This window comes from Mycobacterium sp. D16Q16, assembly GCF_002013745.1.
GTDB lineage: Bacteria > Actinomycetota > Actinomycetes > Mycobacteriales > Mycobacteriaceae > Mycobacterium.
This window is the reverse complement of the sequence record NZ_MAEY01000004.1, coordinates 467,902-486,175: the sequence shown is the minus strand read 5'-3', so window position 1 is coordinate 486,175 and position 18,274 is coordinate 467,902. Positions and strand designations below refer to the sequence as shown.

The following is an 18,274-nucleotide window of genomic DNA, read 5'->3' as shown; positions in this document are numbered from 1 at the left end:
GCGAATGTTGGAGTCTGATGACAGGGCATTACCGCTTTCGCGCGGACAATTGGATATCTGGCTTTCCCAGGAAAGCGGTCTTGTCGGTGCGGAGTGGCAGCTTGGCCTTTTGGTTCGAATCGAAGGAAAAGTAGAACGAGTTCTACTTGAGCAGGCCGTCCGTCAGGCAATCTGTGAGGCTGAGCCTGCGCGGGCCGCCTTCGTTGAGGTCAATGGTCAGATCGTTCAGAGGGCGATTGACCATTCGGAGCTTGTCTTGGCCTTCCACGACGTGCGTGATTCCGAAGATCCTGTCGGGCACGCTCGCGAGATCGCCTCATCGATCCAACGCACATTGATGCCGCTGACCGACCAACTGCTGAAATTCGCGTTGATCCGGACTGCGGACGATGAGTACTACATGTTCGGGCTGTGCCATCACATCAACCTGGACGGCTTGGGCATGGCGATCGTGAGCCGCCGAATAGCGTCGATCTACTCGGCGCTGGTCGCGGGAGATCCGATTCCCGACGCCTACTTCGGCACCCTGCAGGACCTGGTCGACCTGGAGGCAGAGTACGAAGCGTCCGCGGACTATCTAGAGGATCGCGAGTACTGGAGCCGTAACCTTCCGCCGGACAGTGGGCTCGATCCTCGGCCGCCGCATGCTCATGAGGGCCATGAGGGCTACACGCCGTCCGCGTCGGTTCAGATCGATGACGCGGTAGTCGGCGAAATCAAAGACTTGACAAAGGCTTTGCGTGTTCGCCGGTACTCGGTGATCACGGCGGCCTGCGCGTTGTTGGTGCGCGGATGGTCCACGAGCGGGTCGGAAGTGGCGCTCGACTTTCCGGTGAGCCGACGTGTTCGGCCCGAGTCGAAGATGCTCCCGGGCATGCTGGCCGGCGTGGTGCCGCTGGTGCTCAGTGCTCCGCCGGAATCCACGGTCGCCGAATTCTGCCAGCACGTTGATGTACGCATTCGCGAACTGCTGAAGCACCAGCGGTTCCCGGCGCATATTCTTGACGGCGGCGAATTTGGCCTCCGGGGCCCCCGCCAGGCGGGAAATCGCGTCGCCATCAACTTCATTCCCATGCGACTCACCTTGGACCTGGCCGGCGTACCCGCTACGGCGAGCTACACCAACCACGGCCCGATGGGGCACTTCGGACTCTTCTTTATCGGAGCTAGTGACCAACTACTTCTGAGCACCTCGGGCGACGGACTGCCGTTCTCGAAATTCGGAGTGCCGAATCTGGCGGAACGGTTGCAGCGGCTCCTATCGGAGATGGCGGCCGACCCTGATCGGCGTCTTTCTTCACTGAATTCCTTGGTCGACGATGAGCTCGCGAGTTTGGTTGACGTCGGCAACACGGCGGTTCTCGCCGGGCCGCTCGCTGAGCGCGTATCGATTCCCGAACTGTTTGCCTCCCAGGTGGCCGCCGATCATGATGCCGCGGCGCTGACGTTCGGTGAGCGCACCCTGACGTACCGCGAGCTCGACGCGGCCGCCGACGGTCTGGCGCGTCGGCTTGTATCGCACGGAGTGGGCCCGGGCGACCGTGTCGTCCTGCTTTCGGATCGGTCCGCCCAGGCGGTTATCGGAATATTGGCAGCATTGAAGGTCGGGGCGGCATACCTGCCGATCGACCCGGCGGTACCGGCCTCGCGGCTGGAGTTCATCCTCGATGATGCGGCGCCGGTCGCCGCGATCACGACCGCCGGGCTCAGGGCGCGACTAGACGGTTTCGATCTCACCATCATCGATCTCGATGTGGCCGATACTCCACTCGATACCGTGCCGGCGGCTTCATCGCCCGGCCCCACCCCCGATGACATCGCCTACATCATCTACACCTCGGGGACCACTGGAGCCCCCAAAGGCGTTGCCGTCACACACCACAATGTCACTCAGTTGATGTCGACGCTCGATGCCGGCCTGCCAAACCCAGGGGTATGGCCGCTATGCCATTCTCTGGCGTTCGATGTTTCGGTGTGGGAGATCTGGGGCGCCTTGCTCCGCGGTGGCCGGCTGGTGGTGGTACCCGAATCGATAACGGGCTCACCTGCGGACTTCCACGATGTGCTGGTCGCCGAACAGGTCACCGTGCTGACGCAGACTCCGTCGGCTGTGGCGATGTTGTCCCCCGAAGGCCTGGAGTCCACGGCGCTTGCCGTGGTGGGTGAGGCGTGCCCTCCCGCGGTCGTCGAACGGTGGGCTTCCGGCCGGGTGATGATCAATGCTTACGGACCGACCGAGACCACGATGTGTGTGGCGATCAGTGCCCCGCTGGCAGCGGGGTCGCCGGATTCTGTGGTTCCCATTGGCGCGCCGGTATCCGGCGCGGCGCTTTTCGTGTTGGACACCTGGATGCAACCGGTGCCGGCCGGGGTCGTCGGGGAACTATATGTGGCAGGGGAAGGCGTCGCCTGCGGCTACGTCGGTCGCTCCGACCTGACGGCCTCGCGCTTCGTGGCATGCCCCTTCGGGCAGCCCGGTACACGCATGTACCGCACCGGAGACCTGGTGTCGTGGGGAACTGACGGACAGCTGCAGTATCTGGGCAGAGCCGATGAGCAGGTCAAGATCCGCGGGTACCGCATTGAACTGGGTGAAGTCCAAGCCGCGCTGGGAGCACTCGATGGGGTGGACCAGGCAGCAGTGATCGTCCGCGAGGACAGGCCCGGAGACAAACGTCTCGTGGGCTATGTCACGGGGACCGCTGACCCCGCCGAAGTGCGCAGCACCTTGGCGAAACGTCTTCCGCCCTACATGGTTCCGGCGGCGGTGGTGGTACTTGAGGCGTTACCGCTGACGTCCAACAACAAACTGGACACTCGCGCGTTGCCGACCCCCGAATACGGCGGCCTGGGTGCTGACTATCGGGCGCCGGGCACTGCCGTCGAGGAAATCCTGGCCGGTGTCTATGCCCAGGTGCTCGGTCTTGATCGAGTCGGAGTCGACGACTCCTTCTTTGATCTGGGCGGCGACAGCATCCTGTCGATGCAGGTGGTCGCCCGTGCCCGGGCAGCGGGTGTGTTGTGCCGGCCGCGTGATGTCTTCATCGAGCAGACCGTGTCGCGGCTGGCCGCTGTCGTCGAAATCTCCGGTGGCGAAGCCGATGTGGTGGACGAAGGCCTCGGACCTGTGGACGCCACGCCCATCATGCGCTGGCTGCACAGCGTGCAGGGTTCGGCGGGCGCGGTCGACGAGTTCAATCAGACTCTCGTGGTTCAGGCACCCTCGGGCGTCTCCGAGGACGACGTGCTTGTCGTGTTGCAAGCTTTGCTGGATCGGCATGCCACGCTGCGGCTGCGCGCCACGGACAATGACGGCGAGTGGTCCCTGCTCGTCCCGGAAACGGGGGCGGTAACTGCCCGTGATTGCCTACATGTTGTCGATGCCTTGTCGGATGATGCGTTGGTGGCGGCCCGTTCTCGGCTGAATGTGGCGACCGGATCGATGTTGAGCGCGCTGTGGATTCCCGGCGCTGAACAGTTGGCGCTGGTGATTCACCACCTGGCCGTCGACGGGGTGTCCTGGCGAATTCTGTTGGAAGACTTGAATATCGCGTGGGCGCAGCATCACAGTGGAGCGGATGTGGAGCTGCCGACCGGTGGGACATCCTTCGCCCGCTGGTCCTCGCTGCTGGCCGAACACGCGCGGTCTGCGGATGTGGTGGAGCAGACCGACGCCTGGAAGCAGGTACTGACGACACCTGCCCGGGTGTCCGCGGTCCAGCCTGCCACCGACACGTACGCCAATGCCGGACGGCTATCCCTGTCCTTGGACGTCGAGACCACGAGGCAACTGCTCGGCGAGGTGCCTGCTGCGTTTCACGCTGGGGTGCAAGACATTCTGCTGATCGCCTTCGGCCTTGCCTGGAACGAGTTCCTGGGCACCGGGGGAGCGCCGATCGCATTCGATATCGAGGGCCACGGGCGGCAGGAGGAAATCGGCGAAGCCGTCCATCGCCGTATCGACCTGTCGCGCACCGTCGGGTGGTTCACCACCAAGTACCCAGCGTCATTGGCGGTAGGCGAACTGTCATGGGGGCAGGTGACAGCGGGTGGGGCTGCCCTCGGTCAGGTGGTCAAGGCAGCCAAGGAGCAGCTGCGCGCCCTGCCCGACGGGTTGACCTATGGTTTGCTGCGCTACCTGAACCCCGATGTCGCCCTGGCGGGGCCCGAGCCTACGATCGGCTTCAACTACCTCGGGCGCCTGGGTGCGGGAGCGGACCTCTCCGAGGATTTCTGGCGGATAAGCCAAGAAAGCTTGTCGATGACCGATGTGGCTGCGGCGATTTCGATGCCGCTGGCGCACTCGGTAGAGCTCAACGCCGGGATCCTCGAGACAAATTCGGAGGCCGGGTCGGGTCCTGAGCTTCGGGCTAACTGGGCTTGGGCGCCTTCAGCTTTGGATGGTTCCCAGGCTGATCGGTTGAGCCAGTTGTGGTTTGAGGCTCTGGGCGGGATATGCGCTCACGTGCGTTCGGGTGGAGGCGGTTTGACGCCATCCGATCTGGCGCCCGCACTCCTGACCCAGCCCCAGATCGATGCGCTGGTGCAGCGGTACGAGATCGCCGATGTGCTCCCGCTTACGCCGCTACAGCAGGGGCTGCTGTTCCAGGCCGGATTTGCCGAGGCCACCGGGGATTCGGTGGGCGACGACGTGTACGCGGTTCAATTGGGGCTCACCGTGACGGGGCCTCTCGACGCGGCTCGCTTGCGTACCGCCGTGTACACGGTGGTACGGCGCCATCCGAATCTGGCCGCCCTCTTCAGCGAGGAGTACGGGGAGCCCGTACAGATCATTGCCGCAGATCCTGTCATCGCTTGGCAGCATGTTGAATTGGCCGGCGACATCGATGAGCAGGTTGAGCGGCTGTGTGCGGCAGAGCGCGCGGCGGCCTGCCGGATTTTCACCGAGCCGGTCTTCCGGGCGACGCTCATCTCCGGGCTCGGTGGTCCTGCGGAGAACCGGCACCGGCTCGTCCTGACCGCTCACCACATCGTGATCGATGGTTGGTCGCTGCCCATCTTGCTGCAAGAGATCTTCGGTGCCTACTACGGGCAGCGTCTGCCGTCAGCCACTCCGTACCGTAACTTCGTCACCTGGTTGGCGAGGCAGGATCGCGTTGCGGCGCAATCGGCATGGGGTGCTGCTCTCGACGGATTCGAGACTCCTACGCTGGTCGGTTCGCTCGCCACGGCAGGTCGCCGGGGTGTCGAGTCCTATCGGATATCGGAGCACATCACCCGCTCGCTCTCCGAGCTGGCCCGTGCGCAGCGCACCACCGTCAACACGGTGCTCCAGGCCGCGTGGGCTCAGGTGCTGACCTGGCTGACCGGCCACCATGATGTGGCATTCGGCACCGCGGTGTCGGGTCGCCCCGTCGACCTGGCCGGGGCCGACGCGATGGTCGGCCTGCTGATCAACACGGTGCCGGTGCGCGCGAACATCACCGCGGCCACCACCGTCGCTGATCTGCTGGACCAGTTGCAGCGCACCCACAACGACACCGTCGAGCATGAGCACTTGGCGCTCAACGAGATTCACCACGCTGTTGGTCTCGACAGACTTTTCGACACGCTGTTCGTGTACGAGAACTACCCGATTGACGTCGGCGCGCAGCTGGGTGTGCAAGAGCTGGCCATCACCGAGTTCAGTAGCCGCGAATACAACCATTACCCGCTCTCGGTCGTGGCCATGCCTGGACACGAGCTGGGCCTGCGTGTCGAATTCGATACCGAGGTCTTCGAATTGGCGGCGATCGAGATTATCGTCGACAGGTTGCGGCAGGTGTTGACGGCCATGATCGCCGACCCCGCCACACGGTTGTCTTCCATCGACCTACTCGATGCCGGCGAACACGATCGGTTGGACACGTGGGGTAACCGCGCGGTGCTGACCCGGCCGGAGCTGACGTTGACCTCCATCCCGGCGCTCTTCGCCGCACAGGTCGCGCGCGCACCGGAGGCAGTCGCGATCACCTGTGGTGAACGTTCCTGGACCTATGGGGAATTGGATGCGACCGCCAACAGATTGGCGAACCACTTGGTGACCCGTGGCGCACGCCCGGGTGAGCGGGTGGCACTGCTGCTTCCCCGTACCGGTGAGGCGATCGCGGCAATTCTGGCCGTGCTCAAGACCGGCGCGGCGTACCTGCCGATCGACCCCGCACACCCCGACTCTCGGGTGGAGTTCGTGCTGCGGGACGCTGCACCGGTTGCCGCCGTCACCACGGCGGACCTGCTGCCGCGGCTCGGCGGATCCGGGGTATCCGCGATCGACATCAACGATCCGGCCGTAGATCGGCAGTCCGACACCGCATTACCCGTCCCCGCGGTGGACGACATCGCTTACATCATCTACACCTCGGGAACCACCGGCGCTCCGAAGGGGGTGGCGGTCACTCACCGCAACGTTGCCCAGTTGTTGGAATCGCTGGACGCAGAGCTGGATTTGGGCCAGGTCTGGACCCAATGCCACTCCCTGGCCTTCGACTACTCCGTGTGGGAAATCTGGGGTGCTCTGCTGTACGGCGGGCGGCTACTCATCGTGCCCGACGCGGTTGTGCGCTCCCCCGAAGAGCTGCACGCCATGCTGGTCAGCGAAGAAGTTAGCGTCTTGAGTCAGACTCCTTCGGCCTTCTACGCGTTGCAAACCGCGGATGCGCTGCAGCCCGAAGTGGGGCAGCAGCTCAAGCTGCAGACAGTGGTCTTCGGTGGCGAGGCACTGGAGCCGCAGCGTCTTTCGCCATGGTTCGACAGTCATCCGGGGCTGCCGCGGATGATCAACATGTACGGCATCACCGAGACGACGGTGCACGCCTCCTTCCGGGAGATCGGCAGCGGTGACGTTGTCAGCAACAGCAGCCCGATTGGTGTGCCGTTGGAGCATCTGGCCTTCTTCGTCTTGGACGGTTGGCTGCGCCAGGTGCCGGTAGGTGTCGTCGGTGAGTTGTATGTGGCGGGGTCCGGCCAGGCGAGCGGGTACCTGGGACGTTCGGACCTGACGACAACACGTTTCGTCGCATGCCCATTCGGGGCGCCCGGATCGCGGATGTACCGCACCGGAGACCTGGTGCAGTGGGGCGAAGACGGCCAGCTGCGGTATGTGGGACGTGCCGACAAGCAGGTGAAAATCCGCGGCTACCGCATCGAACTCGGTGAGGTGCACGCGGCACTGGCCCGCGTGGACGGCGTGGATCAAGCGGCGGTGATCGCACGTGAGGACCGGCCCGGCGATAAGCGGTTGGTGGGTTACGTCACCGAATCGATCGCGGGGACTTTGGATCCCGCGGCGGTGCGCTCCGTGCTGGCCGAGCGGCTACCCGCGTATATGGTCCCCGCGGCCGTTGTGGTGTTGGCTGCCTTGCCGTTGACGGTCAACGGCAAGCTCGACACACGCGCGCTGCCCTCACCCGAGTACCAGGACGCCGATCATTACCGGGCGCCCGAGGATGCCGTCGAGGAAATCCTGGCCGGTATCTACGCTCAGGTGCTCGGCGTAGAACAGATCGGTGTCGACGATTCTTTCTTCGACCTTGGTGGGGACAGCATTTCGTCGATGCAGGTGGTGGCCCGTGCGCGCGCCGCCGGTCTGTTACTGCGGCCACGCGACATCTTCGTCGAGCAGACCGTATCGCGACTGGCGCAGGTAGCGGTGTTCGCCGACGGAGCGACGGCAGTCGTGGACGAGGGCACAGGTCCGGTGGTGGCCACGCCAATCATCCGGTGGCTGCATGGGCTGGGCGGCAAGGTCGATGAGTTCAATCAGACCGTGGTGCTGCAAGCTCCCGCGGGAGTCACCGATGACGATGTGGTCATCGTGCTGCAGGCCTTGTTGGATAGGCACGCCACGCTGCGGCTGCGCGCCACGGACAATGACGGCGAGTGGTCGCTTCTGGTTCCGGAGACGGGGGCGGTAGACGCGCGCGATTGCCTGCTTGCCGTGGATGCGTTGACGGACGAGGCGCTGTATCAGGCGCGTTCGCGACTGAACCCCGCTACCGGTTCGATGCTGAGCGCGCTCTGGGAGCGCGGCAACAGTCGCCTGGTGCTGATCATTCACCATCTGGCGGTGGATGCGGTGTCGTGGCGAATTCTGTTGGAAGACTTCAATATTGCGTGGGCGCAGCACCACGGTGGACAACCGGTGGAATTGCCGTCGGGCGGGACGTCATTTGCCCGATGGGCGATGCTGCTGGACCAGCACGCACGCTCTGCCGACGTGGTGGCGTTGGCCGACACGTGGCGCGAGGTAGCGGCGATCCCGGCCGCGTTGCCGCCGGCACACCCCACGATGGACACCTATGTCAGTGCGGGGCAATTGTCGGTATCGCTGGACGCCGACCTCACCCGGGAGTTGCTGGGTGAGGTCCCCGCCGCGTACCACGCTGGGGTCCAGGACATCCTGCTGATTGCTTTCGCCCTGGCGTGGAACGAGTTTCTCGGTTCCCGTGGTGCGCCGATAGGAATCGACGTGGAAGGCCACGGCCGCAACGAAGAACTCGGCGGGACTCTCGAGCGAGACATCGACCTTTCTCGTACCGTCGGCTGGTTCACCAGTAAGTACCCAGTGTCGTTGGCAGTGGGTGAACTGTCGTGGGCGCAGGTGGTTGCCGGTGATTCCGCCCTGGCTCCCATCATCAAGGGCGCCAAGGAACAACTGCGCGCCCTGCCCGACGGACTCTCGTACGGGCTGTTGCGGTACCTGAACCCTGACGTCGACGTCGCGGGACCGGACCCGGCGATCGGGTTCAACTACCTCGGACGGCTCGGTGCCGGCGGTGCCGATCTCTCCGAAGACCTGTGGCGGATCGACCAGGATGGGGTGTCGATCACGGCCGCGGCGACATCGGTACCAACACCGTTGGGGCACACCGTCGAGCTCAATGCCGGTGTGATGGAAGGCGCCGGGTCCGACTCCGGTCGGTTGCATGCGACATGGACATGGGCGCTATCGGTGTTGAGCCACGATCAGGTCGACAGGATCAGCCGGCTCTGGTTCGACGCGCTCGCCGGGATCTGCTCCCATGTGCGCGCCGGTGGTGGTGGGCTCACTCCGTCCGATATCGTTCCGGCGCGTCTGAGCCAGCGGCAGATCGACGAGCTGCATGAGGAATTTCAGATCGCCGACGTTCTGCCGCTGACTCCGCTGCAGCAGGGGCTGCTTTTCCACTCCAATCTGGCACCAGATGCCATGGAGGGCAGCGACGACCTGTATGCGGTGCAGCTCGATGTGGCCTTGAGCGGTCCGCTGGATCCGAAGCGGCTCGAGGAGGCGGTGCACACCGCGATCAAACGTCGCCCGAACGTGGTTGCCACGTTCTATGAGGAGTTCGGTGAGCCGGTACAGCTGATTCCGGCCGATCCCGAACTGGCATGGCAGTACATCGAGCTCGACGTGGACGGTGGCGCTGATATCGAGCAGCGGGTCGAGCGGCTCTCCGCCGCGGAGCGGGCCGCGGTCTGCGACTTGGCCGGGCAACCCGCGTTCCGGGCGGCGCTGGCCAGGACCGGTGAGGACCAATACCGGTTCTTGGTCACCAATCACCACATCGTGCTCGACGGGTGGTCAAAGCCGATCCTGCTGCAGGAGATCTTCGCGAGCTACTTCGGCGAACGCCTGCCCGCGCCGGTGGCCTACCGCAGGTTTGTCACCTGGCTTTCTGGACAGGACAACAGTGCCGCACGCTCGGCCTGGGGCAAGGTCTTCGAAGGTTTCGAGACCCCGACCCTTGTCGCACCGCCGGGACGAATGATGCTGGGCCGAAGAGGGGTTGAGTCCTTCGAGGTGTCTGCCGAGACCACGCAGGCACTCGGCGAGCTCGCTCGTTCCTGCCGCACCACGGTCAGTACTGTGCTGCAGGCCGCGTGGGCTCAGCTGCTGATGTGGCTGACCGGCCAGACCGATGTCGCCTTCGGCACCGCGGTGTCGGGCAGGCCCACCGACCTCGTCGGGGCGGAATCGATGGTGGGTCTGTTGATCAACACGGTGCCGGTTCGCGCGACCATCACCTCGGCCACGACCATCGCCGATCTGCTGAATCAGCTGCAGGGTGCCTACGGCGACACACTGGAGCATCAGCACCTGGCGCTCAACGAGATTCATCATGCCGTCGGGCATGATCAGCTCTTCGACACTATGTTCGTCTACGAGAACTACCCGATCGACACGGCCGCGCTATCGCGTGTGCACGAGTTGGCTATCACCGGGTTCAGTAATCGTGAGTACAACCATTACCCGCTCGCGGTGCAAGCCACACCGGGCCACGAGCTGGGGCTTCGCGTGGAATTTGACACCGACGTCTTCAACGCTGTCCGAATTGGAAAGTTGGTCAAGAGGTTCCAGCGTGTGCTGGAGGCCATGACATCCGATGTCAAAGGGAAGAAGAAGGAGCCCTCATGAGCGCCGATCCCACCCGGACTTTGTTGTCGATGGATCTTCTCGACGACGACGATCACGACCGGCTCGACGAGTGGGGTAACCGGGCGGTACTCACCGAGCCGACCGCCGCACCCGTCTCGATCCCGGTGTTGTTCGCAGTCCAGGTGGAGCGCGCGCCGGAGACCGTCGCGCTGGTGTGCAGGGACAGGTCATGGACTTATCGCGAACTGGATCTGGTCACCAACCGCATTGCCCACCTGCTTGCGGGTAATGGAGCCGGCCCGGGAGAGGTTGTGGGGCTGCTGGTTCCGCGCTCGGGCGAGGCGATCATCGGGCTTTTGGCAGTACTCAAGACCGGGGCTGCCTATCTGCCGATCGACGCCGCCCATCCCGACGAGCGCATCAAGTTCATGGTGTCGGATGCGGGACCGGTAGCGATTCTCACCACGGCCGACTTGAGCTCGCGATTCGACGGACTCGATGTGCGGGTGACCGAAATCGACGATCCCCTCATTGATGGCCAGCCCAGTTCCGCGCTCTCCGCGCCGGAACCCGATGACCTCGCGTACATGACCTATACCTCGGGCACGACCGGTGTCCCCAAGGCGGTCGCGGTCACGCACCACAACGTCACGCAGTTGGTGGACGCGGTGCGCGCCGATCTGCCGGCCGGACCCGGCCATGTGTGGTCGCAATGGCATTCGCTGGTCTTTGACGTTTCGGTGTGGGAGATCTGGGGCGCGCTGCTGCACGGTGGCCGCCTGGTGGTGGTGCCCGAGTCGATCGCGTCTTCGCCGGACGAACTTCACGACCTGTTGATCAGCGAGAAGGTCAGCGTCCTGTGCCAAACCCCCTCGGCGGCAGGCATGTTGTCGCCCGAACGGCTGGAGTCGACGACGCTGATCGTCGCCGGTGAGGCCTGCCCGACCGAATTGGTGGATCGGTGGGCCACCAGCGGACGAACGATGATCAACGCCTACGGTCCGACCGAGGCCACGATCTACGCGGCGATGAGTGGACCGTTGAGGCCGGGTTCAGATGTGGCACCTATCGGTTCACCGGTTCCCGGGGCCGCGCTGTTCGTTTTGGACAAGTGGCTGCGGCCCGCACCCGAAGGCGTTGTCGGCGAGCTTTATGTCGCCGGTAACGGGGTCGCACCCGGCTATGCGCACCGATCCGGATTGACCGCATCGCGGTTCCTGGCTTGCCCCTTCGGTGGGCCCGGCTCGCGGATGTACCGCACCGGCGATCTGGTGCAGTGGGGTGAGGACGGCCAGCTGCAGTACCTGGGCCGCGCCGACGAGCAGGTGAAGATTCGCGGGTATCGCATCGAATTGGGTGAGATTCAGGCTGCACTGGCGCGCCTGGACGGCGTGGAGCAGGCGGTGGTCATCGCCCGCGAGGACCGCCCCGGCGACAAGCGCCTTGTCGGCTACATCATGGGAAGCGCCGATCCGGTTGAGGCCCGCACCGCGCTCGCGGAAAGGCTTCCGGCGTACATGGTTCCGACGGCAGTGGTGGTGCTGGAGACACTGCCGTTGACGGTGAACGGCAAGCTGGACAAGCGCGCGCTGCCCGCACCTGAATACCGCAGTGTCGGTACGGATTACCGCGCACCGTCCGGACCTGTCGAGAAGATCTTGGCCGATATCTACGCCCAGGTTCTCGGCGTGGATCGCGTAGGTGTCGACGAGTCGTTCTTCGATCTCGGCGGCGACAGCATTCTCTCGATGCAGGTGGTGTCGCGTGCGCGGGCGGCTGGGGTGTTGTGCCGGCCACGTGACATCTTCGTCGAGCAGACCGTCAGTGGGGTAGCGGCGGTGGCCTCCCTCTCGGACGGTCAGGCCGGTGTTGTCGACGAGGGCATCGGCCCGCTGTCGGCCACCCCGATCATGCACTGGCTGCACGGCGTCCAAGGTCCCACTGACCAGTTCAACCAGACAATCGTCCTGCAGGCCCCCGCGGGGGTGGTGGAGGACGACGTCGTCGTCGTGCTGCAGGCGCTGCTGGACCGGCACGCCACCCTGCGGCTGCGCGCCGAGAACGACGGCGCCTCCGACACCGGGGTGTGGTCACTGACCGTCCCGGAGAAGGGTGCGGTGAACGCGCGCGATTGCTTGCGTGTCGCCGAGACGTTGTCGGACGCGGAGTTGGTGGCAGCCCGTGCTCAGCTGAATCCGGCCGCGGGATCTGAGCTGAGCGCGGTGTGGGTCCCCGACACCCGGCAGTTGGCCCTGATGATCCATCACCTGGCGGTGGACGGCGTGTCATGGCGAATTCTCTTGGAAGACTTGAATATCGCCTGGGCGCAGCACCATAGCGGGCAGCCGGTGGAGTTGCCGACGGGAGGGACCTCGTTCGCTCGTTGGGCCTCGCTACTCGACGAACACGCGCGTTCCGCCGAAGTGGTCGCAACGGCCGATGCCTGGCGAGAAGTGACAGCGGTTCCCGCAGCACTGCCCGCGGTGTTGCCCGGGCTGGACACCTATGCGACGGCCAAGACGCTGTCCGTGTCTCTCGATGCCGAGACCACCCGGGAGCTACTGAGTGAGGTCCCCGCGGCTTTTCACGCTGGGGTACAAGACATTCTGCTGATCGCGTTCGGATTGGCCTGGAACGAGTTCCTGGATTCCAACGTGGAGTCCGTCGGCATTGGTGTCGAGGGCCATGGGCGCCACGAGGAGCTGGCGGACGATGTCGACTTGTCGCGCACCGTCGGCTGGTTCACCACGAAGTACCCGGTGGCGCTGAGTGTCGGTGGGCTGTCCTGGCAGGAAGTATCCGGTGGGGCCGCCGAATTGGGGCCAATCATCAAGGGCGCCAAGGAACAATTGCGCGCGCTTCCCGATCCGTGGACGTACGGACTGCTGCGCTACCTGAACCGTGACGTGGACCTGGCGGTGGCGGAACCGGTTATCGGATTCAACTACCTCGGTCGCCTCGGTGCCGGCGCGGCGGATCTCACCGACGAGCTCTGGCGGATCAACGAGGATAGCCTGACCTCAACCAGTGTGGCGTCTTCGGTGTCCATGCCGCTGATGTACACGGTGGATCTCAATGCCGGAATCGTGGAGGGTGGACTCGGCGACGAGTCCGGCGCGCATCTGCGGGCCGGGTGGACGTGGGCACCCTCGTCGGTCACCGAGCCGCAGGTGCAGCGGCTGAGTCAGCTGTGGTTCGAGGCCCTCGCCGGGATCTGCGCGTATGTCCGCGGCGGCGGCGGCGGGTTGACCCCGTCCGATATCGCTCCCGCACAGTTGAGTCAAGAGCAGATCGATGAGCTGCACGAGCAGCACAACATCGTTGATGTGCTGCCGCTGACACCCATTCAGCAGGGTCTGCTCTTCCACACCACGTTCGCACGCGCGGCCGGGGTGCTGGACGACGACGCGGCGGGAATCGACTTCTACGCGGTGCAGCTCGATATCACGGTGACCGGTCTTGTCGACCAGCTCAGGCTCCGCGACGCGGTTCACGCAGTCGTCCGCCGTCATCCCAATCTGGCCGCTCGATTCTGCACGCAGTTCGGCGACCCGGTACAGGTGATTCTCGCCGAACCGGTGATCGCATGGCGATACCTCGACCTTCGTGGGGACGATCTGACTCCCGACGAGGAGATTCAGCGGCTCTGCGCTGCCGAGCGTGCCGCGGTCTGCGACCTCGCCGATCGACCCACGCTGCGCGCGGCGTTGATTCGCACCGAGGGAAACAAACACCGGTTCGTGCTGACGTTCCACCACGTCGTGATTGACGGCTGGTCGTTGCCGATCCTGTTGCAGGAGATCTTCGCGAGTTACTTCGGTCAGCGGCTTCCCGCGCCATCGGCATACCGCAACTTCGTCGGCTGGCTGGCGGAACAGGATCAAGACGCCGCACGGGCGGCCTGGCGTGAGGTGCTGGCCGGTTTCGATACCCCGACTCTCGTCGCTCCGCCGGCACCCCCGGGTGCCAGGGGCGTCGAGTCCTATCGGGTGTCGGCCAAGACCACGCAGGCCCTTGCCGATCTCGCACGATCGCAGCACACCACGATCAGCACGGTGTTGCAGGCGGCGTGGGCGCAGCTGCTCATGGTGGTGACCGGACAAGACGATGTCGCGTTCGGTACCGCGGTTTCGGGGCGGCCCGCAGAGCTTGCCGGGTCCGATTCCATTGTGGGTCTGCTCATCAACACGGTGCCGGTGCGGGCACGCGCCACCGCGGCCACCACGGTCGCGGAGTTGTTGGGGCAGCTGCAGAGTGCCCATAACGACACCATCGAGCACGAACATCTGGCACTCAACGAGATTCACCACATCGTGGGCCACGAGCAGCTGTTCGACACGCTCTTCCTGTACGAGAGCTACCCGATTGACACCAGTGCATTCACGGGTGTGCAGGAGCTGGCCATCACCGAGTTCGTCACCCGCGAGTACAACCACTATCCGCTGTCGGTGATGGCGCTGCCGGGTCATGAGCTGGGCATTCGCGTCGAATTCGATACCGACAAGTTCGATACGGCCGGTATCGACGCCGTGTTCGAGCGGTTCGAGCGGGTGCTGACGTCGATGGTTGCCGATGCCTCGCAACGACTCTCGTCGCTCGACGTGCTGAAGACCAGTGAGCACAAGCAGCTCGACGGCTGGGGCAACCGCAAGGTACTGGCGCGGGGACCGGAGCCGGTGTTGTCCATTCCGGAATCGTTCGCCGAGCAGGTCAACCGCGCCCCCGAGGCGGTGGCGCTGACATTCGAGGGCCGCTCCACGACCTACGGCGAGCTCGATGAGGCCGCCACGCGGCTGGCGAATCTACTGGCGATCTACGGCGCCGGTCCGGGTGAGTCGGTGGCGCTGTTGATGCCCCGCTCCGACGATGCGATTGTGGCGATCCTCGCGATTCTCAAGACCGGGGCGTCGTACCTGCCGATTGATCCGTCGGTGCCGGACACGCGACTGGAGTTCATGCTGTCCGATGCCGTGCCCATCGCGGCCGTCACGACCGCTGAGCTGCGCGCGCGGTTCGACGGGTCCGGAGTCTCGGTCGTCCAGTTCGACGATGCCGAAGACGACCCCACAGGTGCCATCTACGGCCATGCGCCGTTGCTCACTCCGGCACCTGATGACGTGGCGTACACGATTTATACCTCGGGAACGACCGGTGTCCCCAAGGGCGTGGCCATCGCGCACGGCAATGTGACACAAGCACTGAAGTTCCCGCTCACCCACATGCCCACGGGGCCTGGTGAGGTGTGGACGCAGGCGGGGTCGCTGGTCTTCGACATCACCGTATGGGAGATCTTTGGGGCGCTGCTGCATGGTGGCCGACTGGTCATCGTTCCGGATTCGGTCGTTCGGTCGCCGGATGATTTCCGCGATCTGTTGATCCGTGAAAAGGTCACCGTTTTGTTCCAGACCCCCTCGGCGGTGGGAATGCTGTCGCCGGAGGGACTGGAGGGTATGACGTTGGTCGTCGCCGGTGAAGCCTGCCCCACCGAAGTGGTGGACAAGTGGGCGCCCGGACGGGTAATGATCAACGGCTACGGTCCGACGGAGACGACGATCTATGCCACGTTTGGTGAATTGATCGCCGGATCGGGTGTGGTACCGATCGGCGTTCCGGTTCCCGACGCCGCGTTGTTCGTGTTGGACCGGTGGATGCGACCGGTCCCACCGGGTGTGGTCGGTGAGTTGTATGTGGCTGGACTTGGTGTCGGCCTCGGTTATGTGGGCCGCTCCGCGCTGACCGCCTCACGGTTTACCGCGTGCCCGTTCGGGGAGCCGGGAGCGCGTATGTATCGCACCGGGGATTTGGTGCGCTGGGTCGCCAACGGTCAGCTCGAGTACCTGGGCCGCGCCGATGAGCAGGTCAAGATTCGCGGCTTCCGCATCGAGCTTGGTGAGATTCAGGCAGCCCTCGCCGACCTGGACGGGGTGGCGCAGGCGGCGGTGATCGCCCGCGAGGACCGCCCCGGCGACAAGCGCCTGGTCGGGTACTTCATCGGTGCCGGTGAGCCCGCCGAACTGCGCAGTTCCTTGGCCAAGCGACTGCCGCCCTACATGGTGCCGGCCGCGGTGGTAAAGCTGGAGGCGCTGCCGCTGACGGTCAACGGCAAGCTCGATAAGCGTGCCCTCCCCGTGCCCGAGTACGACGACGCGGCCCGCTACCGCGCTCCGGCCAATGCGGTGGAGGAGACACTTGCCGGCATCTACGCGCAGGTACTGGGCGTCGAGCGGGTCGGGACCGACGATTCGTTCTTTGATCTGGGTGGGGACTCGATCTCCGCGATGCGGGTGGTTGCCGCGATCAACACCTCGCTCGATGCTCAGCTGGCGGTGAGAACCCTCTTCGAGTCGCCGACAGTGCGAAGTCTGAGTGCGTACCTGGACGGCGCGGCAGGCTCCTGGGCCAACGGACCGACCTATGCATCCGTGCATGGACCCGGCGCCTCAGAGGTAAGGGCCAGTGACCTCAAGCTGGACAAGTTCATTGATGAGGCAACGCTGCAGGCGGCTCCGGCGCTGCCGCGCGCCCATGCGCGTCCGCGAACGGTGCTGTTGACCGGAGCGACCGGTTTCCTGGGGCGCTACCTCGTGCTGCAATGGCTCAAGGAGCTGGAACAGGTCGACGGCACGCTGATCTGCCTGGTGCGTGCCAAGTCCGACGAAGAGGCCCGGCGCCGTCTCGACAGGACCTTCGACAGCGGCGATGCGGAATTGATCCGGGTGTACGAAGCGCTCGCCGCTGAGCGGCTGCAGGTGATCGCCGGTGACAAGGCTGAACCCGGCCTCGGTCTGGATGACGAGACCTGGCAGCGGCTGGCCGACACCGTCGACCTGATCGTCGATTCCGCGGCGCTGGTCAATAGCGTTCTGCCCTACAGCGAGCTGTTTGGACCCAATGTGGTTGGCACGGCGGAGCTGATCCGGTTCGCGTTGACCACGAAACTCAAGCCGTACACGTTCGTCTCGACGGCCGACGTCGGGCGAGAGATCGAGAAGTCGACCTTCGTCGAGGATGCCGATATCCGGCTCATCAGTGCGATTCGGCCTTCCGATGGGAGTTATGCGAACGGCTATGGCAACAGCAAGTGGGCCGGCGAGGTGCTACTCCGCGAGGCCCACGAGCAGGTTGGTTTGCCAGTCACGGTGTTCCGTTCGGGCATGATCATGGTCGGCACCAGCTATGCGGGCCAAGTGAATGCCTCCGACACGGTCGCCCGAATGGTGCTGAGCATTGTCGCCACCGGAGTCGCGCCCCATTCTGTGTACCGACTCACCGACGACGGGAACCGTCAGCGCGCGCACTTCGACGGGCTCCCCGTGGAATTCGTTGCCGAGGCGATCACCAGGCTCGGCGGCCAGGCGGCAGGCTCGTCCGCCGGATCGTTCACGGGATTCGAGACCTATCACGTGATGAATCCGCATGACGACGGCATTGGAATCGATGAGTACGTCGATTGGCTGATCGAAGCTGGCCACCCGATTGAACGCATCAGCGATTTCAGCGAGTGGGTGACGCGCTTCGAGTCCGGCCTTCACGAATTGCCGGATCATCAGCGCCAAGGCTCCGTGTTACAGATGCTGAAGATCTTGCAGGATCACGGTTGGGACGGGAAGCCGCCGGAACCCTCGCGGGGTTCGATGGCTCCGGCCGACCGATTCCAGGCCGCGGTGCGTGAGGCCAAGATTGGTTCCGGTCACGATATTCCGCAAGTCTCGGCGCCGATCATCGCTAAATACGCGAGCGACTTGCGATTGCATGGATTGCTTTAGCGTGCGAGGAATTGTCGGGGTCGCAACGCAAGCTGTTTCATGATGGCTAAGTTTTTTGAGCTGCCTTCTGCCGGAATGATCAGCCTTCTCGCCAATGTAGCCAGCGCAATTCGCCGCATTTTGGCTGGCGCTGCCATTCGTGAGCAAACAG

General features: G+C 64.5%; 2 protein-coding genes. Both read left to right on the top strand.

What is annotated here, in order from left to right:
- The first annotated feature begins 7 nt into the window (after positions 1–7).
- Positions 8–10,396, top strand: coding sequence for an amino acid adenylation domain-containing protein (locus tag B4394_RS06900; RefSeq protein ID WP_502688518.1), 10,389 nt, complete (start codon positions 8–10; stop codon positions 10,394–10,396).
- Positions 10,393–18,123 carry a non-ribosomal peptide synthetase gene (locus tag B4394_RS06895; RefSeq protein ID WP_078314557.1) on the top strand — a complete coding sequence of 2,577 codons (7,731 nt, stop codon included), beginning with the start codon at positions 10,393–10,395 and terminating at the stop codon, positions 18,121–18,123. The genes B4394_RS06900 and B4394_RS06895 overlap by 4 nt, the downstream gene beginning before the upstream one ends.
- Positions 18,124–18,274: the final 151 nt, after the last annotated feature.

Excerpts from the sequence above, each read along its gene's own strand:
- B4394_RS06895 (WP_078314557.1), top strand. The coding sequence starts at position 10,393 with ATGAGCGCCGATCCCACCCGGACTTTGTTGTCGATGGATCTTCTCGAC.